At 58.4% G+C, this 23,538-nt stretch carries 21 protein-coding genes; 18 read left to right on the top strand and 3 right to left on the bottom strand.

Features of this window, described 5'->3' with window-relative positions; genetic code table 11:
- Positions 1-2: 2 nt before the first annotated feature.
- Positions 3-263 carry a HypC/HybG/HupF family hydrogenase formation chaperone gene (locus ADB08_RS09715; protein ID WP_049172782.1) on the top strand — a complete coding sequence of 87 codons (261 nt, stop codon included), beginning with the start codon at positions 3-5 and terminating at the stop codon, positions 261-263.
- On the opposite strand, the gene ADB08_RS09720 is transcribed toward ADB08_RS09715, so the two are convergent.
- The gene (locus ADB08_RS09720) at positions 260-1,894 is read right to left on the bottom strand and encodes an LCP family protein (RefSeq protein WP_370449382.1); all 1,635 of its coding nucleotides are present in this window, start codon (positions 1,892-1,894) and stop codon (positions 260-262) included. The two genes, ADB08_RS09715 and ADB08_RS09720, sit on opposite strands and share 4 nt — an antisense overlap.
- Before the next feature lie 135 nt (positions 1,895-2,029).
- On the opposite strand from ADB08_RS09720, the gene rfbD reads away from it, so the two are divergent.
- The 4 genes from rfbD (at position 2,030) to ADB08_RS09740 (ending at position 5,827) form a co-directional block, all read left to right on the top strand.
- A complete protein-coding gene (gene rfbD / locus ADB08_RS09725; RefSeq protein ID WP_049172786.1) occupies positions 2,030-3,004 on the top strand; it encodes a dTDP-4-dehydrorhamnose reductase in 975 nt (324 codons plus the stop codon).
- A gap of 11 nt (positions 3,005-3,015) precedes the next feature.
- Entirely contained in the window at positions 3,016-3,939 is a 924-nt protein-coding gene (locus ADB08_RS09730; RefSeq protein ID WP_049172788.1) for a glycosyltransferase family 2 protein, read from the top strand.
- A 41-nt stretch (positions 3,940-3,980) separates the two neighbouring features.
- Positions 3,981-5,138 carry a sugar phosphate nucleotidyltransferase gene (locus ADB08_RS09735; protein WP_048731655.1) on the top strand — a complete coding sequence of 386 codons (1,158 nt, stop codon included), beginning with the start codon at positions 3,981-3,983 and terminating at the stop codon, positions 5,136-5,138.
- 320 nt (positions 5,139-5,458) lie between these two features.
- A complete protein-coding gene (locus tag ADB08_RS09740) occupies positions 5,459-5,827 on the top strand; it encodes a WhiB family transcriptional regulator (protein WP_005510060.1) in 369 nt (122 codons plus the stop codon).
- A 371-nt stretch (positions 5,828-6,198) separates the two neighbouring features.
- Here the strand turns inward: ADB08_RS09740 and ADB08_RS09745 are convergent, their stop codons facing one another.
- Positions 6,199-6,681, bottom strand: coding sequence for a metallopeptidase family protein (locus ADB08_RS09745; RefSeq protein WP_049172790.1), 483 nt, complete (start codon positions 6,679-6,681; stop codon positions 6,199-6,201).
- A 172-nt stretch (positions 6,682-6,853) separates the two neighbouring features.
- Between ADB08_RS09745 and ADB08_RS09750 the strand changes: the two genes are divergently transcribed.
- From ADB08_RS09750 to manA, 4 genes are all read left to right on the top strand, one after another.
- The gene (locus ADB08_RS09750) at positions 6,854-7,261 is read left to right on the top strand and encodes a DUF3499 domain-containing protein (RefSeq protein WP_005509890.1); all 408 of its coding nucleotides are present in this window, start codon (positions 6,854-6,856) and stop codon (positions 7,259-7,261) included.
- A gap of 116 nt (positions 7,262-7,377) precedes the next feature.
- Positions 7,378-8,757, top strand: coding sequence for a phosphomannomutase/phosphoglucomutase (locus tag ADB08_RS09755; protein ID WP_080971513.1), 1,380 nt, complete (start codon positions 7,378-7,380; stop codon positions 8,755-8,757).
- Positions 8,758-8,795: 38 nt separating this feature from the next.
- Complete coding sequence (locus ADB08_RS09760; protein ID WP_049172792.1) at positions 8,796-9,812, top strand: hypothetical protein; 1,017 nt, start codon at positions 8,796-8,798, stop codon at positions 9,810-9,812.
- A gap of 86 nt (positions 9,813-9,898) precedes the next feature.
- Positions 9,899-11,101, top strand: coding sequence for a mannose-6-phosphate isomerase, class I (gene manA / locus ADB08_RS09765; protein ID WP_049172794.1), 1,203 nt, complete (start codon positions 9,899-9,901; stop codon positions 11,099-11,101).
- On the opposite strand, the gene ADB08_RS09770 is transcribed toward manA, so the two are convergent.
- Positions 11,098-11,856, bottom strand: coding sequence for a hypothetical protein (locus ADB08_RS09770; protein WP_049172796.1), 759 nt, complete (start codon positions 11,854-11,856; stop codon positions 11,098-11,100). The genes manA and ADB08_RS09770 overlap by 4 nt on opposite strands.
- Before the next feature lie 349 nt (positions 11,857-12,205).
- On the opposite strand from ADB08_RS09770, the gene ADB08_RS09775 reads away from it, so the two are divergent.
- The 9 genes from ADB08_RS09775 (at position 12,206) to secA (ending at position 23,537) form a co-directional block, all read left to right on the top strand.
- The gene (locus ADB08_RS09775) at positions 12,206-12,580 is read left to right on the top strand and encodes a DUF4259 domain-containing protein (RefSeq protein WP_049172798.1); all 375 of its coding nucleotides are present in this window, start codon (positions 12,206-12,208) and stop codon (positions 12,578-12,580) included.
- 67 nt (positions 12,581-12,647) lie between these two features.
- Positions 12,648-14,102 (top strand): adenosylhomocysteinase, encoded by a 1,455-nt coding sequence (ahcY, locus tag ADB08_RS09780; RefSeq protein ID WP_049172800.1) that lies wholly within the window; start codon positions 12,648-12,650, stop codon positions 14,100-14,102.
- A 45-nt stretch (positions 14,103-14,147) separates the two neighbouring features.
- Positions 14,148-14,777 (top strand): dTMP kinase, encoded by a 630-nt coding sequence (locus ADB08_RS09785; RefSeq protein ID WP_049172929.1) that lies wholly within the window; start codon positions 14,148-14,150, stop codon positions 14,775-14,777.
- A 54-nt stretch (positions 14,778-14,831) separates the two neighbouring features.
- Positions 14,832-15,506, top strand: coding sequence for an MtrAB system response regulator MtrA (mtrA, locus tag ADB08_RS09790; protein ID WP_049172802.1), 675 nt, complete (start codon positions 14,832-14,834; stop codon positions 15,504-15,506).
- A gap of 78 nt (positions 15,507-15,584) precedes the next feature.
- The gene (gene mtrB / locus ADB08_RS09795) at positions 15,585-17,258 is read left to right on the top strand and encodes an MtrAB system histidine kinase MtrB (protein ID WP_049172804.1); all 1,674 of its coding nucleotides are present in this window, start codon (positions 15,585-15,587) and stop codon (positions 17,256-17,258) included.
- Positions 17,259-19,100, top strand: coding sequence for an LpqB family beta-propeller domain-containing protein (locus tag ADB08_RS09800; RefSeq protein WP_049172806.1), 1,842 nt, complete (start codon positions 17,259-17,261; stop codon positions 19,098-19,100).
- Positions 19,101-19,593: 493 nt separating this feature from the next.
- Positions 19,594-19,851: a hypothetical protein gene (locus ADB08_RS11425; RefSeq protein ID WP_141737802.1), complete on the top strand. Its 258-nt coding sequence runs from the start codon at positions 19,594-19,596 to the stop codon at positions 19,849-19,851.
- Between the two features lie 162 nt (positions 19,852-20,013).
- Entirely contained in the window at positions 20,014-20,673 is a 660-nt protein-coding gene (gene hpf, locus ADB08_RS09810; RefSeq protein ID WP_016422210.1) for a ribosome hibernation-promoting factor, HPF/YfiA family, read from the top strand.
- 161 nt (positions 20,674-20,834) lie between these two features.
- Positions 20,835-23,537: a preprotein translocase subunit SecA gene (secA, locus tag ADB08_RS09815; protein ID WP_049172810.1), complete on the top strand. Its 2,703-nt coding sequence runs from the start codon at positions 20,835-20,837 to the stop codon at positions 23,535-23,537.
- Position 23,538: the final 1 nt, after the last annotated feature.

A 23,538-nucleotide genomic window follows, 5' to 3' on the forward strand; every position in this document is an offset into this window, starting at 1 on the left:
CGATGTGTCTTGGAATTCCTGCCCGGGTTTTGGCAATAGCCGATGGTCCACTGCCGATGGCGACAGTGGATATGGCGGGGCAGAAGCGGCAATGCTCGGCAATGTACGTGCCTGAGCTGGTGGCAGGTGATTGGGTGTTCGTCCAGAACGGGTTCATCATGAACGTGCTGGACGAACAGGAGGCCAAGGAGTCCTTAGCCGCAATTGAGGAATATAACCTCATCGAACATGTCGCTGAGGTCTCCCCGAAGGGGCGGACCTAGTTCACGCAGGTCACGCCAGCGGCGTCAATAGCGGGGCGATCTTCCTGCGGAATTTCGCCGCCCTCTTGGCCGATGATGTCGCCATTGGAACCATCTTCAACTTCAGGCGCAGGTTCGGCACCGTCGCCCGAATCAGTGGCCATTCCCTCTGATGTCAATCCTGGGCCGTCGTAGTCACCGGCAATCGTCACTGAGATGTGGTGCGGATCGAGGTATGGATCGTGGACAATCGGTACGCCACCGAGTGCTTCAGAAATGGCCTGAGCTGCCGGATCCTCTGGGTCAGCCGCATTGATCTGGCTGGAGGCAACGCCGGCGAACTCAGCGTTGCCGACCTCTCCCTGGGTGTAGCCCTTTTCTGTTAAGAAACCTGAGACGCCGCTGGCCAAACCTTCAATGCCTGTGGCGTTGTAAACGCTGACTGTAGTTTCAGCCGCGTTGGGGTCAGCCTTCTTATCGTCTTCTTCCTTCGTCGGAGCTTCTTCTTCCTTGGTGCCCAGCAGGGTCTCGAAGTACTGGTGGACTTGGCCCTTATCGATTGTGACCACCGACTCGCCATAGTCACCAACACCGTCAATCGAGGTCACCGGGATAGTTTCAAACTTCACGTTGCCACCACTGAGGCCCTGCATCTGGGTAGCAAATCCGGTGACATCCCAGTTGTCGTCGAGCACCACTGAGCGCTGGACAGCGTTGCCCAGTTCAGACAGCTTCGCGGGATTGGACAGTGTGCCAGCGCCGAGCAGCTTATTGGTGAACGAGGCCATGAAGACCTGCTGGCGAGTAATTCGGTCGAGGTCACCGCGGGGCAGGCCGTGGCGCTGGCGGACGAATGAGAGCGCGTCGGCACCCTTCAACGTCTGTGAGCCCGCCGGGAAGTCCGCACCAGAGAACTCGTCGTAAACAGCCTCATTCAGACATACATCGACACCGCCGATGGCGTCGGTGAGCAGGACGAAGCCGAGCAGGCCAACTTCTGCGTAGTGGTCAACGGTGATACCGCTGAGGTCGCTAATGGTCTCAATCAGAGCTCTACGTCCGGCCTCGGTCGAGCGACGCTCAATGTCTTCCGGCGAGGCCCCGCTTCCTGCGAGTTCTTCTTCCACCATCTGCTTTGTATTGCCGTAGACACCATTGATCTTTGTGTTGCCTAGGCGATTGGTGTGGACATAGGTATCGCGCGGAATGGAAATTGCCGTCGCTGAAGAACCATCGGCAGGAACACGAATCACAATAATCGTGTCTGTATTCGTGGCTTCTTCGTCGCCGGCACGCAGAAGCTCAACTTCTTCCGGAGTCAGCGGGTTGCCCTGGGCATCGGTGCGGGAGTCGGAGCCGACGAGCAGAATATCGGTTGCACCGTCCTTCTCACTGCCCAGACCGAAGTCGCCACCCGAACCCAAGTTGTCGGTGGTCCTACCGAGTGTCCACCAGCCAACTGCGGAAATAACCAGGATAATGGCCGAGAGCAGCACAAGCGCATTGCGCAGCATCGGCGGCCAAGCTTGGGCGGTACTCTCTGCAGAGGACGGTGGCGCTTGAATATCGCGTGCGTGACGCGCGCGTGGCGTGTGGCTGCTCAAACCGGGGCTCCTCTTAAACCGTTTTCGAAAATATAATTTGTGCTGCATGTCTGCGTGGGCATTCCACACATCGTGGAGAGCAGTAAGCAGCTGCGGAAACTACATAAACCTTAACCGTCCAACCGTGTGCGGTGGCACCTCAACACAGTGTCAATCGTATCTACGATAGTGATAAAGAAGAATATGTCTGAAATATCAGTCTCGCATTTCGCCACTCATGGACCAACCCACAGCAATTCGCGGCGTCCCATTGTCGCCATAACTGGTGCTGCTGGACAGCTGGGTACTGCGCTTCAGCGTGATTCTTTCGCCGCCGATGTTGAGGTGCGCGCTCTCACTCGGGCACAGTTGGATATCACTGATTCGGATGCTGTGGAGGCAACGCCTCTGCTTGACGACGTCGACATCATCATTAACGCGGCAGCGGCGACCGATGTCGATGGTGCAGAATCCGATCCCGGCTCGGCGCACCTAATCAATGCACTCGGACCGAAGTACTTGGCGGCTCGGGCGAAAAAGGAAGACGCGTATCTCATTCACATCTCCACCGACTATGTCTTCGGTGATGTAGCAATCGATGAGATGACGGGGCAGCGCCGAGCGCTGCGAGTTGATGATTTCACCGCACCTCAGACTATGTATGGACGTACCAAGTTAGTGGGGGAGAACAATGTGCGTGATTCGGGCGCGCGTTCCGCTATTTTGCGTACGGCGTGGGTCTGGTCGGGCCCCACACAGCCAGAGGCCAAGGACTTCGTCTCCACGATGATGCGTCTGGCGGAGACGGCGACTGATGACAAGGGCAATCCGGCAATTATTAAGGTCGTTGACGATCAGCACGGCAACCCCACCTTTGTTGGTGACCTCGCCGGAGCTATCTGGGAGTTGTGCGATCGCGTGTTGTCCGAACCGAGCAGCGCACCGACCGGCACCTTCCATGTCACGGGCAGCGGTGAGTCAACATGGTTCGAAGTGGCTCGCGAAGTGTTTCGGCTCATCGGTCACGATCCACAGCGTGTGGTGGCGTGTACCAGCAGTGAGTTCCCTCGTCCGGCGCCGCGTCCGGCCTGGTCCGTGTTGGATGGTTCCGCATGGAGTGAGGTAGGTCTACATTCACTTCCGGAGTGGCAGGACACTTTGCGGGCAGTCCTGACCTAGGGTCTAGGTTTGTGAATGCAACCTCGAATTCCCCGCAACCCTCGCAGCTTCCGCTCGGTGTGGTCACCGTGACCTTTTCGCCCGGTGAGCACCTGAGCAAGCTGGTGGATTCGCTGGGCTCCGCCGCCAGTGCCTCCACGCGTCTGATCATGGCCGACAACGGCTCGACGGATGGTTCCGTGGAGAAGGAAGAAGCTCGGGCTAAGGAGACCGGAGCGGATGTTCAGCTTCTGCGCACCGGCGGCAACATTGGCTATGGCGCGGCCGCCAACCGTGGCATTGCGGAGCTGGGACGGGCTCGCCGTGCCGGTGAGATTAATCCTGACTACGTCATGCTGGTCAACCCTGACGTGGTGTTTGCCCCTGGCGCAATCGATGTTCTGTTGGAATGCGCGCAGCGCAATCCCAAAGCCGGAGCGATTGGTCCGCTGATTCGCGAGGCGGATGGCAGCGTGTACCCGTCGGCACGCGCGGTTCCTGAGCTTGTCAGCGGTATCGGACACGCGCTGCTCGCCGACATCTGGCCTACTAACCCTTTCTCACGGCGCTATCGGGATGACGCGGATATGGATCGCGAGCGACCGGCCGGCTGGTTGTCGGGTGCATGCCTGCTGCTGCGGTGGGATGCGTTCGACCAGATTGATGGCTTTGATACCCGCTACTTCATGTACATGGAGGACGTGGATTTGGGTGACCGACTGGGCAAGGCCGGTTGGAGCAATATTTTCTGTCCCCGTGCAGAGATTCGTCACGCGCAGGGCCATTCTGCCAGTAAGCACCCAGAAATTACCGTAAGGGCCCATCACGAGTCGGCATACCGTTTTATGTCAGATCGCCTGCCGGGGCCGGCGCTGGCACCTGTGCGACTGGCATTGCGTTTGGGGCTGTTCCTGCGTGGCAAAGTCATAATCGCGGTCAAAAAGCGTAGGAATTAATTAACTGTTGGAACGATCCATCGAAGAAAGTTACCGATTTCATGACTACCGAAGTTCGTCCGAGTGCTGGGCATGGCTCCGCCTTCCAGCCGGGAGCGGATGCTGCACAGCAGGCGGGAGCCACGTTGGCTGAACAGACTGACGCTGTCATTCTGGTCGGCGGGCAAGGTACGCGTTTGCGTCCCCTTACCGTGAATACGCCGAAGCCGATGCTGCCCACGGCAGGGCATCCATTCCTGGAGCATCTGCTTGGCCGCATTCGTGCAGCAGGTATGAAGCACGTGGTATTGGGCACCTCCTACCGAGCTGAAGTATTTGAAGAACACTTCGGCGACGGTTCGGATTTGGGTCTCGAAATTGAATACGTCTTTGAGGCTGAGCCGCTGGGAACCGGTGGCGGTATCCGAAACGTCCTAGACAAGCTGCGCTATGACACCGCAATGATTTTCAATGGCGATGTCCTCGGCGGTACCGACTTGCGCGCGGTGTTGGGCACCCACGCGGAGAAGGATGCGGACGTCACGATGCACCTCGTCCGTGTGCCGGATCCACGCGCGTTCGGCTGTGTTCCGACCGATGAGGATGGGCGCGTCCTGGAGTTCCTGGAGAAGACCCAGGATCCGCCGACCGATCAGATTAATGCCGGTATCTACGTGTTCCGCCGCGAGATTATCGAGTCGATTCCGGCTGGTCGCCCCATTAGCGTTGAGCGTGAAATCTTCCCAGCGCTGCTTGACCGCGGTATGAACGTCTACGGTCACGTTGATTACGCCTACTGGCGTGACATGGGGACTCCGGGTGACTTCGTCCGCGGCTCCTCTGATTTGGTCCGCGGTATCGCGCCGTCACCACTTCTAGAGGGTAAGCACGGCGAAGCGCTTGTCGACGAATCTGCGTCGGTCGGTGGCGGTGCTCTTCTCTACGGTGGCTCTGTTGTCGGCCGTGGGGCGGAGATTGGTGCGGGAGCTCGGATTGATCAATCGGTGATCTTCGACGGCGCACGCATCGGTGCCGGTGCTGTAATCGAGCGCTCTGTGATTGCCGATGGTGCCGATATTGGCCCGCGAACGGTCATCAGTGATGCCATTATCGGCGAGGGTGCCGTCGTTGGTGCGCGCTGTGAATTGATCAACGGTATCCGTGTGTGGCCGGGCGTCCAGATCCCCGATCACGGAGTACGTTTTTCGACGGATGTCTAGTCTGCAGCCTTCGGCGTGTCAGACTTTTGTCGGCAATATCTGATTAGAGTTGCCGAAGTGTCGTCAAAGTTGCTGGTGAGAGGCATGTGGCGAATGTGATTGAGTTCAGGTGGCAGGTTTAGGGTTCGGGCGCCATCCTTCAACCTGAACTTAATCCCCAACGCGGGGGGAGGGGCTTCAGGGGCAATGAAAAGTATTGGGGCAAATTCTCTATTCGGCTTGACCGATGGTGGGTTACACGTGTGTAATCACAAATGTGTGTTTCGCACACTAAGCCCAATTTAAAGACCCGCAGCAACAACCATCAGGAGGCCCTCGGCATGGAAAAGTCCAGCATGTTTGATGGCGGCTCTGCTGTGGATAGTGAGACGAATGCGGGTGACATCGCTGTGAATGATAGCTCCTCTGAAAACCAGCCTCGGCCGTTGACAGAGTGGGCAGATGACCTTTCGGGGTTGTTTGAAGCCGTCGATCAGGACTGGCAGGAGCAAGCTCTGTGTGCCCAGACCGATCCAGAAGCTTTCTTCCCTGAGAAGGGTGGATCCACTCGCGAAGCAAAGCGTATTTGTCGTGCTTGTGGTGTGCGAGATGAATGCCTGGAGTTTGCTCTCGAGCATGATGAGCGCTTCGGCATTTGGGGTGGCCTCTCTGAGCGTGAGCGCCGCCGTTTGAAGCGGCAGATTGGCTAGGGCAGCCGGGTCTGTATTTTATCCTTCGCTCGACCTCGCAGTTTCCCCTTGGGTAATACCCTGGGGGATTTTTCGGTGAACGAGTTTTTCCTGCTCTCTAGGGTTAATAGACGAAAATATGTCCGCTCAGCATGTCGCTGGGTGGGCCCTTTTGTCGCTTAGTTCTTAATGCGAGTTACTGACTGCGTTTATGACAAAAAACGCCCGAAAAATGGCCTGAAAGTGTCATAAACTTGCACAGTTTCACATTTGCAGCCCGTATTCACGCGTGCAGCCGGTAATTTATGGGGCCTGACCAGTTACTATCTTGAGAATCACACACTGTTTGTCTATTAACCCGGTCTCTAGGGAGCTCCTTAGAAGAAAGCTTTCTACAGGAAGTTCTCGTTGAAACTAGGGTCCACCTCAACCGGATCAATGCCCAGATATACCGCCACCAGGCGGATCAGTACATATTGCAGCATCTGGTCCAGTTCCACTCGACCCGAGACACGGCGCTCAATGGGGCGGCGGAACACTACTACGCAGGGGCGGGTGGGGTTGCCTACGCGGTCAATGCCAGCGGGGATAAGCCGTCCCAGCGGTACAGGTCCGTCAGCGACAATCTCTTCCGGGAAATACATGTCCGGGCGCAACTGCATGCGAGGAATCGTGTCGATGGCGATGTCCAGGTGTGACAGTTGCCGGGACCAGTGCTGATCCAATGGGGCGTAGGCGTCAATAACCGCCTGGTCAAAAGCTTCTGAACGGCTCTTCCAGCGGGGTACCTCCGGCGGCAACAGAGGACCCCGAGGTCCGCGACCGCGTCGCAGTGAGCGTCGCAAAGAGCGCGGAGTATAAGCCGATGAATTCATATTTGTTGAGCTTAATCGGTCGGATCGTCAACGTGGGTGAGGCCAGCTTCCGGCCATGTCGCAGCTTTACTGGGTAAGGCTGGGGTGCCCCGGGGGAGCGTCGGAAAGCGAAAAACGCCCGAGTGGGAGAAAAACTATCGAAACTTAAAGTTAGGGTCTAGACTTTGATGCCGTGAGTGTTTTTAGACGTTGTTGCCGGCCCGGCTGTGGCAAACCTGCCGTAGCTACGTTGACGTATGCCTACGCGGAGTCGACGGCTGTGGTGGGTCCGCTCGCCGCCGCGTCCGAACCGCATAGCTGGGATCTCTGTGAGAAGCACGCGCGTTCTATCACCGCACCGCTGGGGTGGGAGCTCGTGCGTTACGACGTGCCGACGCCCGCCCAGGACGATGATGATTTGACCGCACTGGCGGAAGCCGTCCGTGAAGCTGGCCGCAACGCGACTGGCCTGGTGCTGCGGGATGAGGTCGACAACCGTCCGCAGACCTACAAGATTGATTCCAGCCGCCACCCGTCGACGCGGAAATCCGCGCGCGGTCACCTGCATGTAGTTCGCGATCCGGAGGATTCGGACGACTAACGGGTCGGGCGCCGTGCCCCAGCTCATGCCATCTTGCCGCGGCATTTCTTTGTGAGAGCCTCTCTGTGGCTAGTATCATTTTTCACAAAACTGATACTTACCCAGAGAGGTTTTTCGTGGGCACTTACAATCGTTCCGATTTGGATGCCGTCATCAAGGCCTATGACGTGCGCGGTGTTGTCGGTGAGGGCATCGACGCGGATCTTGTCGGAGCCATCGGCGCCGCCTTCGGACACATCATGCGTTCAGAGGGCGCAACACGTGCCGTAGTTGGCCACGATATGCGTGAGTCCTCACCGGAGTTGGCGGCTAGTTTCGCCGACGGCGCGGCTGCACAGGGGCTCAACGTCACCCTGCTCGGCCTGACCTCTACGGACGAGCTGTATTTCGCCTCCGGAGTAAAGGAATGCCCGGGCGCGATGTTCACTGCCAGCCACAACCCAGCTGAGTACAACGGCATCAAGATGTGCCGTTCGCTCGCCCGCCCGATCGGGCAGGAGACAGGGCTTGCTCAGATTAAGGATCTGCTTGTCGACGGAATCCCGGAGTACACCGGCACTCCGGGCGAAATTGATCGTGAGGATGTTCTGCAGGATTACGCGGCGTTCCTCCATGGGCTGGTCGACATTCGCTCCGGCCGTCGCCTGAAGGTTGCAGTCGATGCCGGTAACGGTATGGGGGGACTGACAGTTCCGGCAGTGCTCGGAGAAGACATGGATGTTGCTGATCTCTACTTTGAGCTCGACGGCAACTTCCCGAATCACGAGGCCAATCCATTGGAGCCCGCCAACCTCGTTGACCTACAGAAGTTTACGGTGGAGCAGGGCGCAGACATCGGTATTGCCTTCGATGGCGACGCTGACCGCTGCTTCGTCGTCGACGAGAAGGGCAACCCGGTCAGCCCATCGGCCATCTGTGCGTTGGTGACCACCCGCTACCTGGAGCAGAACCCGGGTGCGGCTATCATCCATAACCTGATCACATCGCACGTCGTGCCGGAGATGATTGTGGAAAACGGCGGAACCCCGGTTCGTACCCGTGTTGGGCACTCCTTTATTAAGGCGCAAATGGCCGAGCACAGTGCTGTTTTTGGTGGCGAGCATTCAGCGCACTACTACTTCAAGGAATTCTTCAACGCAGACTCCGGCATGCTGGCTGCCATGCATGTCCTGGCCGCACTGGCCGAGCAGGATAAGCCGCTGAGTGAATTCATGGCCGAGTACAACCGCTACGAGGCCTCCGGTGAGATTAACTCCCGCCTGGGTAGTGCCGAGGAGCAGCAGGCCAAGCAGAAGGAAATCGAGGCCGCGTTTGCCGATCGCACGGAGTCCTCGGACTGGATGGATGGCCTGACCATTGAGCTGGCGGACTCCAAGGCGTGGTTCAACGTCCGGGCCTCCAATACGGAGCCGCTGCTGCGTCTGAACGTCGAGGCTCCGACGCGTGCTGAGGTCGACGCTCTTGTCGACGAAGTTCTCGGCATCATCCGCGGTTAATCAACCCCACGCGCCCGTTTTCAGGCATGCTTGGGAGTATGACCTCGTCATTCGACTCCTCCCATAACCCGCGCCAAGAGGCCCTGTTCTATCGTATGGCCACTGCCGGTGCAGGTCTCAGAGCTGCTGCTTCCGCGACTCGCGGGGGTGCGTTTGCTCAACTTTCACTGCCGCGCAGTGCGGTCATCCTCGTGGGAAATCGTCGGGCGCAGCTCGCTGCCGAATCCGTGCGCGCGCTTGCCGACGATATCCGCTGTCCGGTGGTAATTGCGCATCAGTTGCCCAGTTATGTCGGTGCCCTCGACTTGGTCATCGTCTGTGACGACAACCCCGGCAGCCCACTGGGGGCAGCTCTGGCTGAAGCTGATAGGCGAGGTGCTGCCACGGTCGTGGTGGATCCCGGTGAAGGGCCACTGCGTGCCGCCGGTAGCCCCGATACGGTTGTGGTTCCGCGCCCGGCGATGGCGGAGTCCGCGTCCTTTACCGCCTATGTCGGTGCCATCGCCAGCGCGCTCACCGAATGCGGTGCCACCACCCTGGCTCCGGCCGGGGTAGTGGAGGAAGTCGCTGATGCGGTGGACGCCGATATTGCCGCCTGTGCTCCGCAGCGAGATGAAACAGTTAACCCCGCGCGGCAGGTAGCGCAGTGGGTGGCAGGCCGCAGAATGCTTGCAGTGTCGACGACCTCGGCGCTGGCGCCGGTAGCGGAACTGGCATCGTTACAGATGCTTGAGGCAGGCGTGGTCTCGGCAGCGTCGTCGATAAGCGAATTGTCTCTTAGTGTGGGCGCGTTGCTCGCTGCAGAACCCCAGGAAAGCCGCGATATTTTCTATGACCCGTTTATTGATGGTGGGGATGAAGGGGCGACAGTGCTACCGTTGGGGGCGATTGTTTTAGCTGCGCCGAACAATGTGGGCCACTACCGGGACCACTACGGCGAGGTTGGATGGGCTCGTGTGGAGTGCCCTGCGCTCGATGCGGAGACTCATCATCCATTGGTTGAAGTATGTGTTGCTGCAGCCAGAGTTGGTGCGATTGCGGCGTTTTCTGCGTAATCGCCGGGTGTCACCGAAGGCTTTTGGGCCTTCGGTGAGATTGGCGTGCTCGCGCCAGAAGTGACTATTAGAGGAGTGATACGGGCATGGAGCTGTTGGACCCCGTGCTGCAGTCGTACCCCTGGGGGTCTCGTACACATTTGGCGAGAATCACCGGTGCGGACGCTCCCACATCGAAGCCCTGGGCGGAACTGTGGTTTGGTGCGCATGCACTGGCATCGGCCACGGTGGCCGGCACGCCGCTGGATGAGCTCATTGCGCAGGATCCGGCAGCTGCGCTCGGATATGCAATTGACACCGACAACGGCAGGCTGCCGTTCCTGTTGAAGCTGCTCGCAGCCGATGAGCCGTTATCGCTGCAGGCACACCCCACCTTGGCAGAAGCTCAGGAGGGATTTGCACGCGAAAATGCGGAGGGCATTCCGGCCACTGCACATTTCCGAAATTACCGGGACAACAACCACAAGCCGGAACTTATTGTCGCCCTGACTACCTTCGACGCGTTGGCCGGATTCCGCCCGGTGGAGCGCACGAAGGAGTTGCTCGCGACGCTGGCGGTACCGGAGCTCGACCATTACATGGGACTGCTCGATGCCGCCGATGACGAGAGTGCTCTGCGGGCATTGTTTACAACGTGGTTGACGTTGCCCCAGGATGTCCTCGATGAGCTGGTCGAGGCCGTGGCTGCCAAGTGCGCGGATTACAGTGGCGATGACGAGGAGTTCTCGCGAGTAGCCGAGACCACTTGCGAATTGGCTCGAAAGTATCCGGGGGACCCGGGAGTCCTGGGGTCGATGCTGCTTAATCGCCTTCGCTTACAGCCGGGCGAAGCCATCTACCTTGGTGCTGGACAGCTGCATGCTTACCTCAATGGCATGGGCGTGGAAATCATGGCCAACTCCGACAACGTGCTGCGCGGAGGGCTGACCTCTAAGCACGTCGATGTCGTGGAGCTACTGCGCGTGCTCTCTTTCCGACCGCTGCCAGATCCGGTGCTGCAGTCGCGGCTGACCGATGATGGCTGGAATGACTATGACGCGCCGGTGCGCGAGTTTCGCCTTCGTTCGCGGGATCTGGAGCCGGGCGAACATGTTCTGCTCGACGAAGAATCCGCCACGGTTGTGTTGTCTACAGCGGGCACGGTGGCGTTGCGTCACGACGACTCCGTGGTTGAGGTTCCCAGCGGCCATGCGGCCTGGGTTCCGGCTGTCGACGCAGTCGATATTGAGCTGACTGCGCGCCAAGACGGGGCAACCGTCTTTGTCGCGACCGTCCCGCGGGTGGGTTAGTCCTCGTCGTTATCGAAGAGATTTCCCAGGAATCCGGAGTCCTTCGGCTTTTCCGGGATTGGGGAAATCTTGCTATTGCTAGCCCCATTGCCGCCAGTGGTGTCCTTCTCCGTCGAAGGGGTCTGGTCCTTCGGAGGTGTCGGCTCCTTCGGGGATGTCGGCTCCTTCGAAGGAGTCTTCTGAGGAGTCTCGGACGGAGTTGTGGTTTGCGTACCCGACTGGGACTGCGCCTGCGATGAAGGCGGCTTCGGCTCAGCTGCTGCACCACCATCGCCTTCCGGAAGACTGTCGTTCGGCTTTTCCGAGTTATCTTCCGGTAGCAGTGGCACCGGCTTGCTGGGCGTCGGCGAAGAAACGTCGTCAGAGGTGGGCTCTGTGGTCTCCGTGGTCGTCGGAGGTGTCGATGTCGTCGACGTCGGAGTTGTCGCACTTGAGCTTGTGGAAGTCGGGGGGATGTACGCCTGCGGTGGCAGGTACGGATCCTCAACGATCTCGGTGCTCGATGACGTGGTCGGACGAGATACTAGACTGTCGTTCGTCTCAGTCAGCGAGGAATCTGAATTCGGTTCAGTGGTCTGCTGCAGCTCGGCATCACTAGGAACTGGAGGCAGTGGAGCAGAGGTCTCCATTTCCGACTGAGAGCCGGCGTTTTCCGGATTTGCACCCTCGGCAGCACTGCTATCGGAGCAGCCAACGAGCGAAACGCTCAGGGGAAGGGCTGCGAGCAGAAGAGCTCCAAAGGCCTTCTTCACCATGGTAGGTACTCCTTTCGTGTCATGCGTGAAATCGCCCTGTAACGAAAAAGATAACAGTTACATTACGAGGTCTGGGAACTAACTTAACATGCCCGTTATCTTCTCTCTAGGGTGAAAATTGTGTTGAGGGGATTAAATAAGTCTCTCGCACTGTAAAAGTGGCGAAAAGTCGGGTAGAACTTCGGTAAGGCCACATGCGGTTTTCCGGCTAGCGGTACGTGCAGGCGACAGCTATTAGGTCGGCGGCCAGATTACCGTGGGCTCGTCGAAAAGCGCTCTTTGGAAAGCGCTCGTCGAAGACGAAAACTGGCAATTGGTTCGAAGCGCGAAAGGAGCGTGGCCACCTATCATGTCCATCTGGGAGACTGAGGTTTTTGGTAGCGATTCGGTCATTGAACTGTTCGATGAGGTTCAGGATCTCGACTCGCAGGATCGCGTTGGTGCATTGATTGATGCTGGCCGCATTGGGGTGGATTCCGAAAGTAGCGATGAGAAAGCATGCGCACTCGCGGCGGCTGTGATTATTGCAATTTGGAATGGTGCGCCATTTAGCGGCGGTGACATTGTGGAGGACTACAGCTTCATTCGGGAGGGAATCTCGGAGGCACACGGCAGCGAGGAGGATGCGTTGGCTATCGCCTCCGAGGTGTTCGATAATCTTCTGGGGGAACTCAGTGAGTCTGACCAGGCGGCGCTGGAAAACTGCGTCGAAGCGGTAGAGTAATTCTCGCGTCCCCAGTAGTGATTCTTTAAGAAGAATCTCACGTCAAAGAATCTAGAGAAAGCGTTACATGTCCTCGAAGAACATTGATTTCAAGGTTGCAGACCTCTCCCTGGCTGAGGCCGGTCGTCACCAGATTCGTCTGGCTGAGCACGAGATGCCAGGCCTAATGGCGCTGCGCGAAGAGTACGCAGAGCAGCAGCCACTGGCCGGTGCCCGTATTTCCGGCTCCATTCACATGACGGTTCAAACCGCAGTGCTCATCGAGACCTTGACGGCGCTGGGCGCAGAGGTCCGCTGGGCCTCGTGCAACATCTTCTCCACTCAGGATGAGGCCGCTGCGGCTGTCGTCGTTGGGCGAAACGGCACTCCGGAGGATCCGCAGGGTGTTCCGGTTTTCGCTTGGAAGGGCGAGACGCTGGAGGAGTACTGGTGGTGCCTCGACCGCATCTTTGACTGGGGCGATGAAGATGCCAACATGATTCTGGACGACGGCGGCGACGCCACCATGGCTGTCATTAAGGGTATGGAATTCGAGGATGCTGGCCTGGTGCCGCCTGCAGAAGAGTCGGATTCGGACGAGTTTATTGCCTTCAAGGACATGCTTCGCGCCAGCTTGGAGAAGGATGCCGGCCGTTGGCACCGAATTGCAAAGTCGGTCAAGGGTGTCACAGAGGAGACCACCACTGGTGTCCACCGCCTCTACCACTTCGCAGAGCAGGGCGTGCTGCCATTCCCGGCCATGAACGTCAACGATGCCGTCACCAAGTCCAAGTTCGATAACAAGTACGGCACCCGCCACAGCCTTCTGGACGGCATTAACCGCGGTACCGACATGCTGGTTGGCGGCAAGAATGTGCTGGTTTGCGGTTACGGCGATGTGGGTAAGGGCTGCGCGGAGGCGCTGGCGGGGCAGGGCGCTCGCGTTCAGGTCACCGAGGCCGACCCGATTAACGCATTGCAGGCATTGATGGACGGTTTCGACGTCGTCGCTACTGAGAGCGTCATCGCAGATGTCGACATTGTCATCACCGCCACAGGCAACAAGGACGTCATTACTTTCGAGCACATGCAGCAGATGAAGAACCACGCGCTGCTGGGCAACATCGGCCACTTTGACAACGAGATTGACATGCACAGCCTGCACCACCGCGATGATGTCCGTCGTGTGGAGATCAAGCCGCAGGTCACCGAGTACATCTTCCCGCATGCAGACGGCGAGGAGCGCTCTCTGATTGTGCTTTCCGAGGGGCGTCTGCTCAACCTGGGCAATGCCACCGGACACCCGTCCTTCGTAATGTCGACCTCCTTCGCCGACCAGACAATCGCGCAGATTGAGCTCTACTGCAACGGTGATAAGTACGACAACACTGTCCACCGTCTGCCGAAGATTCTGGATGAGAAGGTCGCTCGCATTCACGTCGAGGCACTCGGCGGTGAGCTCACCCGACTGTCCAAGGAACAGGCCGAATACATCGGCGTTGACGTCGAGGGCCCGTATAAGCCAGAGCACTACCGCTACTAGTTCTAGCCAAGGCTAGGCCGTAGCCATGTGTGCGAGGAGAAGAATTTGATTATCGCAGTCGAAGGAATCGACGGTGCTGGCAAGAACACGCTTGTCACAGCTGTTACCAATCAACTCCGAAGTCAAGGACACTCCGTTTCTTCGATGACCTTTCCGGCGTACCGGCAGACAATCTTCGCTGATTTCGCCGATCAAGCCTTGCACGGTCAGCTCGGCGACACCGCGGACTCCGCTTGGGCAATGGCACTCCTGTTCGCTCTGGACCGCAAAGAACGTCGTGAAGCGATTGTTGATGCAGTGCGCGAGAACGATGTTCTGATTATCGATCGCTACGTCGCATCCAACGCGGCATACTCCCTGGCGCGCACACAGGATCCGGCGATCGTCGGGTGGATTGAGAAGACCGAATTCGGAGATTTCCAACTTCCGCTTCCCGACGTTCAGGTCTGTCTGGCCACGTCGGTGGGAGTGGCAGCCGACCGCGCACGCAAGCGGGAAGCCTCTGATGTGCAGCGAACGAGGGATGCCTACGAAAAGGACTCGGGTTTGCAGGAGCGCACACTAGCGGCGTACCAGAAGTTCGCGGAAGGCTCGTGGCAGTCACCATGGCTGATGCTTACGGGGGACGATGGGGCGGACCGCCTTGTGGAATGGATCAGTGCACGCCTGCGCTAGCCACCTCAACGGGAAACTACAGAACTAGATAGCTTTACGTTTAGAATATGACGCATGAGCTCAAAAATCCTGGTTGTTGATGATGATCCGGCCATCGCCGAAATGCTCACGATGGTGATGGAGCGCGAGGGCTTCGACACAGTAGTAGTCGACGATGGCCTCGAAGCTGTCAAGGCAGCAGAGCGGGAGAACCCAGATTTGATTCTGCTGGATCTCATGTTGCCGGGCATGAGTGGTGTCGATGTCTGTCGCACTGTGCGAGAGACATCGGCGGTGCCGATCATCATGTTGACTGCGAAGACCGACACGGTCGATGTGGTCCTCGGCCTGGAATCCGGTGCGGATGACTATGTCACAAAGCCCTTTAAGCCGAAGGAACTCGTGGCGCGCGTGCGCGCTCGGCTGCGTCGTCAAGACGACAGCCCGAGTGAGACTCTCGAGGTCGGCGACTTGACCATCGACGTGCCCGGTCACGCCGTGTTCCGTGATGGCAAGGAGATTTCTCTGACCCCGTTGGAGTTTGACCTATTGCACACTCTTGCATCCCGTCCGAAGCAGGTCTTTTCCCGTGATGAGTTGTTGGAAAAGGTCTGGGGATATCAGCACACCTCGGATACTCGTCTGGTCAACGTTCACGTTCAGCGTCTGCGCTCGAAGATTGAACTGGATCCGGAAAACCCCCAGATTGTGCTGACCGTCCGCGGTGTCGGGTACAAGACGGGTGACTAAACAAGGCCAGTCAGCTTTAGTGGGAGCCGATTCTTGCGTCGATTAATAACGAAGCTTCGAGACTTCACCAATAGGGGAGTGACCTGGGCGGTTACGCTCTGGCGCACGTCTATCCAAGCGCGCATTCTGACCTCTGTGGTGGTACTGAGCGCGATGGTGATTGCGGTACTCGGTTTCGCGCTGGCGACTATTGTTACCCAGCGGCTTATCGACGCAAAGGTTACCGCTGCCGACGAGGAAATTGACCGTGCTCGCGCAGTGGTGGAGCGGGCGATTGAGAACTCTTCGTCCAACGAGCTGCAAGCTCTGCTCAACGTGGGGCGCGATGCCCTTGTGAACCGTGCAGCCGGTTCCGGTGCTGCACCATTGACAAGTTATGAACCACTGCTCGTGGCGCCGGTGCCGCGAGGCACGGTGTTGGCTTCATCGCCGATTAAGGCTGATGTCCCAGAACGATTGCATGAAGTAGTCCGACAAGGGCAAATTGCGTATCAGGTACGCCAAGTCACTGATAACCGCGGCGATACGTACTCGGCGTTAATTATCGGTAGCCCCACTTCTACTTCGGTTGATGGGCTCGAGCTCTATCTGGTCACCTCTATGGCCGCAGAGGAATCGACTATTAAGTTGGTTCGTGGTCTGCTCGCCGGTGCGACAGTAATCATCATGGCGCTTCTCGGCGGTATTACTTGGTTCTTCTCCAATCAGGTGACGACACCAGTGCGTTCCGCCGCCCAGATTGCCCAGCGCTTTGCCGACGGCCACTTGCGCGAACGCATGGTCGTGCAGGGTGAAGATGACATGGCGCGACTGGCCATGAGCTTTAACAAGATGGCCGAATCGCTGTCGACGCAGATTAGACAGCTGGAGGAATACGGCAGTCTGCAGCGACAGTTCACCTCCGATGTCTCGCATGAGTTGAGGACGCCTCTGACCACGGTGCGTATGGCCGCCGACCTTATTGCTGACGGCGCTGAGGACCTCGATCCGGCGACTCGCCGCGCAGCTGAGCTGATGAATGAGGAGCTTGAGCGTTTTGAGATGCTTCTCAATGACCTGCTTGAGATCTCACGCCACGATGCCGGCGTTGCTGACCTGTCTGCAGAAAAGGTCGATGTCCGTCGCTGTGTGGATGCTGCCTATCAGCAGGTAACAGTCGTGGCTAAGGAGACCGGTACGCCCATCCGCTTCCACCTGCCCGATGAACCGGTAATGGCAACAGTCGACTCGCGTCGTATCGAGCGCGTGCTACGCAATCTTATGGCCAATGCTGTTGACCACAGTGAGGGCAATCCGGTGGATGTCACAGTGCGGGCGAGCGATTCCGCGGTTTCGTTTACGGTCGTTGACCACGGTGTGGGGCTAAAGCCGGAGCAGCAGGAACTGGTGTTTAACCGTTTCTGGCGTGCTGACCCCTCGCGCGTCCGACGCACCGGCGGTACCGGACTTGGCCTGGCAATCGCGCGCGAGGACGCACAATTGCACGGTGGGGAACTGGAGGCATTTGGCGTGCCGACGGTCGGTAGCTGTTTCCGTCTGACTGTGCCGCTGGAGCCCGATGCGAGCTTCGGTGAGCATCCGCTCGGACTGGAAGTTCCCCCGCTGCCTGATCAGATTCCGCACCAGCAGGAAATTGGTGCACGGGAGTTGGAATCGGAATCGAATGCATCGCAAGTCAAGAGCCAGGATCAGGGTAAGGGGCAGAGGACTAGCGATAGCGAATCCCAACAGGCACGAGAGGAGGATAGTTAAATGACGGCGCAGCAACAGTCGAAGGCTCGTCGCGTCCTGCGTAAGACAGTGGCGCTTAGCTCGGTGATCATTTTGGGCACGGCCGCAGGATGTACCACCATTCCGCGGAACACCAGCCCCCAGGTGCTGCGTCCGTTTGAGCCGCCCCAGGTTCGTATTGAAGTTCCGCAGCCACGTCCGAATGTCAATGCAGACATTGTCCTGCGCGACTTTTTCGCCGCGGCCGCGCATCCGGTTGATGATTTTCAAGCTATGCGTGCCTTCATGACCCCGGAACTTGCGGCCAGTTGGAAACCGCAAGATAGCGCTCGCATTCTCGACGGTGTCAACCTCATCGCTCAGCGGGATGAAGGAGGATCGCGGCAGTCCTTCGTTGCCCGAGGTCGCAGCGTTGGTCAATTCGGTACTGATGGTGCGTATGAGCCCCAGTCCGGTGACTATGAGGAAACCGTGGAGATGAAGCTCGGTTCGGATGGGCAGTGGCGCATTTCCTCGCTGCCCGACGGTGTTGTCATGGAGCGTCAGGCATTTCTGGAAAACAATGTGCCTCGCAATGTCTATTTCCTCGACCCGGCCGGTAATCATTTGGTCACAGATCGTCGTTGGCTCTATCGTGGCGTCACCGATGGCGCGACCAATCTGTTGACAAAGCTGAAGAACGGACCATCAGCACCACTGCGACCGGGCGTCACCACCGTGCTCAAGCCCAATGCCTCAATTGCGGTGGAAGCAGGACCTGTGTCCAACGCGGACGGTCGCAGGGTCGAAATCACCGGGTTGGGTGATGTTTCCGAGGAACTGCGTGTCATGCTCGCGGCGCAGATTATCTGGACTCTCGACTCGGCAGATTTCCGTGGTCCGTGGATCCTCATGGCCGACGGCGAACCACTGGTTGCCAGCCACGACGAGCCGTGGACGAAGGACACTGACGCAATCCAGCTCTACGACCCGAATCATCTACCGGCTGATAACGCACCGTTGCGGACGGTCGACCGCAGCGGTATCTACGAGATTGCTGACGGCCACGCTACACCTGTGGGACGCGGCTGGACCGCCAGCGGCAGCACTGCGGTGTTTTCCGCGGCAGTGGGCACCAACCCCAATGGCAGCGAGCTTATTGCCGCCGTGTTCCGTTCGGCCGTGGATGGTCGTGCCGGTTCGTACGACCTCGGGGAGTCCACATTGATGCTGGGCGGAATACAAGATCAGCCGGTTCCTGTGCTGACTGGCGAGAGCCTCACCCGTCCGACATGGTCTCCAGATGCCGAGGCGGTCTGGACGGTGAAGGACGGTACAACCGTCGTACGTCTGGTTCGGCAGTCGACGTCGTCCCGGATTCAGCAGGAGGAGGTTGATACCTCTGAGCTCAGCCACCTTCTTGACGGCGGCGAAGGCACGGGGCGCCCGAGCGCCGGCATTTCTGAATTCCGCGTCGATTCTTCAGGCACGCAGGTAGCGATGATTATCGCTGGTGAAGTCTATATCGCCACCATCGAAAGGCATGACGATAAACCGTGGAAGTTGACGCACCCGCGTGCTCTGCCGCTCCCTGAAAACGTTTCCCCGGTGTCGCTGACGTGGTCGCCGAATCAAACGGTCACGGTGGGTGGTTACAGCGGAGACACCCCGATGTGGAGTGCCTTCCCGGACGGTGCGACTAGCTCCGTTCTGCCGAAGCTCAACCTGACACCGCCAATTCCTGTAGTTACCGCGACCTCGTCGAAGCGTTACGCATTGGATGCCACCGGTGTCATGGAGCTGATCTCCAGCGAGGGGCAGCAGCAGTTCTGGCGCCAGGTTCCGGGTGCGCGCGGTCGAATGGCCCCGGTGTCTGTGGAATAAGCGCAAATCGGGGAGGGGATTAATGGCGCAGGGGAGGTCATCGCAGGAATTTCTGCGCGCGCTTTACGACGTCACTCGCGACGCGATCGGCCTCGTGATACCGGAAACCTGTCCGGTGTGCGGCTGCTCCGGGGCGCTGTGTCGCGGTTGCAAGGACGATCTTCAGCAACCTCCAGTGCGGTTTTCACCGCGGGCTGCGTTACGCGCAGCAGCGTGGACCTGCGGTCCGTACTCGGGTGCGAGGAGACATCTCATTTTGTCGGCCAAAGAACGGGGCAGTGGTGAAGCCAGACGAATCATGGGGGCCGTGTTCGCCGCTGCGGTACGAAGGCTGGCCTCTGATGGCCATATAATGCCCCCGGAAATTACCCCCGTCATTTTGATTCCCGCGCCGACAAGATCGTCATCCCGTCGACAACGGGGTGGGGACCCGGTAACAATTGCCTGCGACTTTGCTTGCAGTCAGCTCCCCTCCAGTTCGGTATTGCCCCTGGTGCGCATTGGCGGGCGCACGCGGGATTCCGCGGAGCTGGGGGCTTCTCAACGCAGACGAAATCTTTCTGGCCACATTGTGCCGCTGACGCAATTCAAGCGCGGAATTAGCGACAAGCTGCGACAACGCTGTGCGCAGGCGACAGTAATTCTGGTTGATGATGTGGCCACCACTGGTGCCACTGCAGCGGAAACCGAGTTGGTGGCAGCGTCATTGGGGATTCGCATCGACATGGTGTTGGTGCTCGCCCGGGCGTAGACGCAGGGGGTGTCGTCGGCAAGCGAAAAATAAACGAGGGGAACGTGGCATTGGTTACCCCCGGAACTGTATCCTGGGGGTGCAGAAAGACTCGTCACCGTAGACGCCGTGAGTAATCCCGCTCACGGAAGGGCGGTGGCCATACCGGGAGGTAGGTAGCAAGTGTCCACACCTGCTGACAACAACGAGGTACTCAGCCCGAACGCTCAGGTGACCATCACCGGGCGCAATGTTGAGGTTCCAGAGCACTTCGCAGATCGTGTTAAGGCGAAGCTGGCGAAGATTGAGCGCCTCGACCCGACTTTGACCTTCTTCCACGTGGAGCTCCAGCACGAGCCGAATCCGCGCCGTGCAGACCGCTCTGACCGTATTCAGATCACCGCTACTGGCAAGGGTCACCTGGCTCGTGCGGAAGCCAAGGAAGATAGCTTCTACGCTGCACTGGAGTCTGCTCTGGGCAAGATGGAGCGCTCCCTGCGTAAGGTGAAGGCTCGCCGCAAGATTAGCCGTTCTGGCCACCGTGCACCGATGTCCGTCGGCGAGGCAACTGCTTCGCTGGTTGCAGAGGCTGAGGCAGCGGCTCCGGAAAAGGCTGATCCGTACGAGGATCTGGTTGAGGACGTGACCCCGGGCCAGGTTGTGCGTACCAAGCAGCACTCCGCAACTCCGATGACGGTGGAAGATGCTCTGTCTGAGATGGAGCTCGTCGGTCACGACTTCTACCTCTTCGTTAACGAGGCAACCTCTCGTCCGTCCGTGGTCTACCGTCGTCACGCGTACGACTACGGTCTGATTGAGCTGGCAGACGAAGACGAGAAGTAAGTCTTCACCAAAAAGAGCACGCAATACCGCGCAGAGCTGTGTATTGGTAAGTAATTGCTCACATGAGCCCGTCTTCTCTTAGAAGGGAAGGCGGGTTCGTCGTATAATCAACCGTTGCACATTAAAGTTCGACGTGAATCGGCCGGAAAGGTCCCAATTTAGTGTTTTCGCTCAGCAAGTTGCTCCGCATTGGTGAAGGCCGCGCTGTCAAGAGGCTTGGCAATATTGCAGATCAGGTCATCGCCAAGGAAGACGAGTACGCAGCTCTTTCAGACGATGAACTCCGTGCCAAGACCGAGGAGTTTAAGAAGCAGCTGGCTGACGGTGCCGATGTAGACGATTTGCTTCTGGATGCTTTCGCCACGGCGCGCGAGGCATCCTGGCGCGTGCTGGGGCAGAAGCACTACCGCGTCCAGGTTATGGGCGGTGCGGCACTGCACTTCGGCAACGTTGCCGAGATGGGTACTGGTGAAGGTAAGACCCTGACCTGTGTGCTGCCCGCATACCTCAATGCGTTGGCAGGCAAGGGCGTTCATGTCGTTACGGTTAATGACTACCTGGCTAAGCGTGACGCGGAGTGGATGGGTCGAGTCCACCGCTTCCTGGGGCTTGAGACTTCCGTGATTCTCTCTGAGCTCAGCCCGGATCAGCGCCGCAAGGCCTATGCTGCCGACATCACCTACGGCACGAACAACGAGTTCGGCTTTGACTACCTGCGCGATAACATGGCGCATTCGCTCGACGATTTGGTGCAGCGTGGGCACCACTTCGCCATCGTCGATGAGGTTGACTCGATTCTGATTGACGAGGCCCGTACTCCGTTAATCATTTCCGGTCCGGCAGATGGCGATCCGCACTGGTACCTGGCGTTCTCCAAGATTGTGCCGCGTATGAAGCGCGATATTCACTACGAAGTCGATGAGCGAAAGCGCACCATCGGTATTCGTGAAGAGGGTGTTGAATTCGTTGAGGATCAGCTGGGCATTGCCAACCTGTATGCTCCGGAAAACTCTTCGCTGGTCAGTTACCTGAACAATGCCCTGAAGGCCAAGGAGCTGTTCACCCGCGACAAGGATTACATTATCCGTAATGGTGAGATTCTCATCGTTGATGAGTTCACCGGTCGCGTGCTGGCAGGCCGTCGCTATAACGAGGGCATGCACCAGGCAATTGAGGCCAAGGAAGGGGTGGAGATTAAAAACGAGAACCAGACGCTGGCAACCGTTACGCTCCAGAACTACTTTCGCCTCTACGACAAGCTGTCCGGTATGACCGGTACGGCTGAGACTGAAGCGGCTGAGCTGCACCAGATTTACAAGCTGAATGTCATGGCGATTCCGCCGAATCGCCCGAAGCAGCGTGAGGATCTGCCCGACCTGATTTACAAGACGCAGGAGGCAAAGTTCGCCGCTGTTGTCGAAGACATCCGCGAATGCCATGAAAAGGGGCAGCCAGTTCTCGTTGGTACGACGTCAGTCGAGAAATCCGAGTACCTTTCCAAGCTCCTGCAGCGCGAAGGTATTCCTCACTCTGTGCTGAACGCTAAGCACCACGAGAAGGAAGCTGAGATTGTCGCAGTGGCGGGTCGTCTCGGAGGCGTTACCGTGGCAACTAACATGGCCGGTCGTGGTACTGACATCGTGCTGGGCGGTAACCCGGACATTATCGCTGACCTGAATCTGCGCTCTCGTGGTCTGGACCCGGTGGAAACTCCGGAAGAGTACGAAGAGGCGTGGGACGCTGAGATTGAGCGTGTTCGTCAGCAGTCGAAGGAAGAAGCTGACAAGGTACGTGAGGCCGGTGGCCTCTACGTCCTGGGTACTGAGCGTCATGAGTCACGCCGCATTGACAACCAGTTGCGTGGTCGTACCGGTCGTCAGGGTGACCCGGGCGTTACCCGCTTTTACCTGTCCATGCGCGATGATCTCATGGTTCGCTTCAACGGTCAGCGCATGGAAGCGCTGATGAACACTCTGAATGTCCCGGATGACGTTCCTATTGACTCCAAGGTTGTTTCCAACTCCATTAAGAGCGTTCAGGCTCAGGTGGAAAGCCAGAACTTCGAAATCCGTAAGAATGTTCTGAAGTATGACGAGGTTATGAACCAGCAGCGTAAGGTCATCTACGCTGAGCGCCGTCGCATCCTCGAAGGTGAGGATTTGAAGACTCAGGTCCGTGACATGCAGGACGACGTCGTCGATGCGTATGTCAACGGTGCCACCGCTGACGGTTACGTGGAGGATTGGGACCTCGACGAGCTGTGGAATGCCCTTGAGCAGCTCTACAGCCCGACGTTTACGGCGCAAGAGCTTATTGATGGCTCTGACTTCGGTACCCCAGGTGACCTCTCGGCCGATGAGCTGTCCAAGGCTCTGCACACGGACATCTCGGCCAGCTACGACCAGCTTGAGGATGCGGTCTCCGCAATTGGCGGCGACGACCAGGTGCGCAACATCGAGCGCTTCACCATCCTGAACGTCATGGACCAGAAGTGGCGCGAGCACCTCTACGAGATGGACTACCTCAAGGAGGGCATTGGCTTGCGCGCCATGGCCCAGGCTGACCCGCTGGTGGAGTACCAGCGTGAGGGCTACGACATGTTCACCGCGATGATGGACGGCATCAAGGAAGAATCGGTTCGTCAGTTGTTCCTGATCCGTAAGCAGGTTATGCCCGCAGTGGAAAACGCCGAGGGGCAGGAGAACCAGGCTCCAGCTCTGCCAACGGAAGCTGCTGAGCAAAATCAGCAGATGACTTACTCCGGCCCCAGCGAGGACGGCAGTGCAGAGCAGCAGCGCGTGGATCAAGAGTCTGAGGGCAACCGAGCGCAGCGTCGGAAGGCGGCTCGCAAGCGCCGTCGCTAAG

This window comes from Corynebacterium sp. 239_CJEI, from assembly GCF_001055995.1.
Lineage (GTDB): Bacteria > Actinomycetota > Actinomycetes > Mycobacteriales > Mycobacteriaceae > Corynebacterium > Corynebacterium jeikeium_D.

Coding starts and splice junctions, on each gene's coding strand:
- ADB08_RS09715 (WP_049172782.1), top strand. CDS start 3: ATGTGTCTTGGAATTCCTGCCCGGGTTTTGGCAATAGCCGATGGTCCA.
- ADB08_RS09720 (WP_370449382.1), bottom strand. CDS start 1,894: ATGCAGCACAAATTATATTTTCGAAAACGGTTTAAGAGGAGCCCCGGT.
- rfbD (WP_049172786.1), top strand. CDS start 2,030: ATGTCTGAAATATCAGTCTCGCATTTCGCCACTCATGGACCAACCCAC.
- ADB08_RS09735 (WP_048731655.1), top strand. CDS start 3,981: ATGACTACCGAAGTTCGTCCGAGTGCTGGGCATGGCTCCGCCTTCCAG.
- ADB08_RS09740 (WP_005510060.1), top strand. CDS start 5,459: ATGGAAAAGTCCAGCATGTTTGATGGCGGCTCTGCTGTGGATAGTGAG.
- ADB08_RS09745 (WP_049172790.1), bottom strand. CDS start 6,681: ATGAATTCATCGGCTTATACTCCGCGCTCTTTGCGACGCTCACTGCGA.
- ADB08_RS09760 (WP_049172792.1), top strand. CDS start 8,796: ATGACCTCGTCATTCGACTCCTCCCATAACCCGCGCCAAGAGGCCCTG.
- manA (WP_049172794.1), top strand. CDS start 9,899: ATGGAGCTGTTGGACCCCGTGCTGCAGTCGTACCCCTGGGGGTCTCGT.
- ADB08_RS09770 (WP_049172796.1), bottom strand. CDS start 11,856: ATGGTGAAGAAGGCCTTTGGAGCTCTTCTGCTCGCAGCCCTTCCCCTG.
- ADB08_RS09775 (WP_049172798.1), top strand. CDS start 12,206: ATGTCCATCTGGGAGACTGAGGTTTTTGGTAGCGATTCGGTCATTGAA.
- ahcY (WP_049172800.1), top strand. CDS start 12,648: ATGTCCTCGAAGAACATTGATTTCAAGGTTGCAGACCTCTCCCTGGCT.
- mtrA (WP_049172802.1), top strand. CDS start 14,832: ATGAGCTCAAAAATCCTGGTTGTTGATGATGATCCGGCCATCGCCGAA.
- ADB08_RS09800 (WP_049172806.1), top strand. CDS start 17,259: ATGACGGCGCAGCAACAGTCGAAGGCTCGTCGCGTCCTGCGTAAGACA.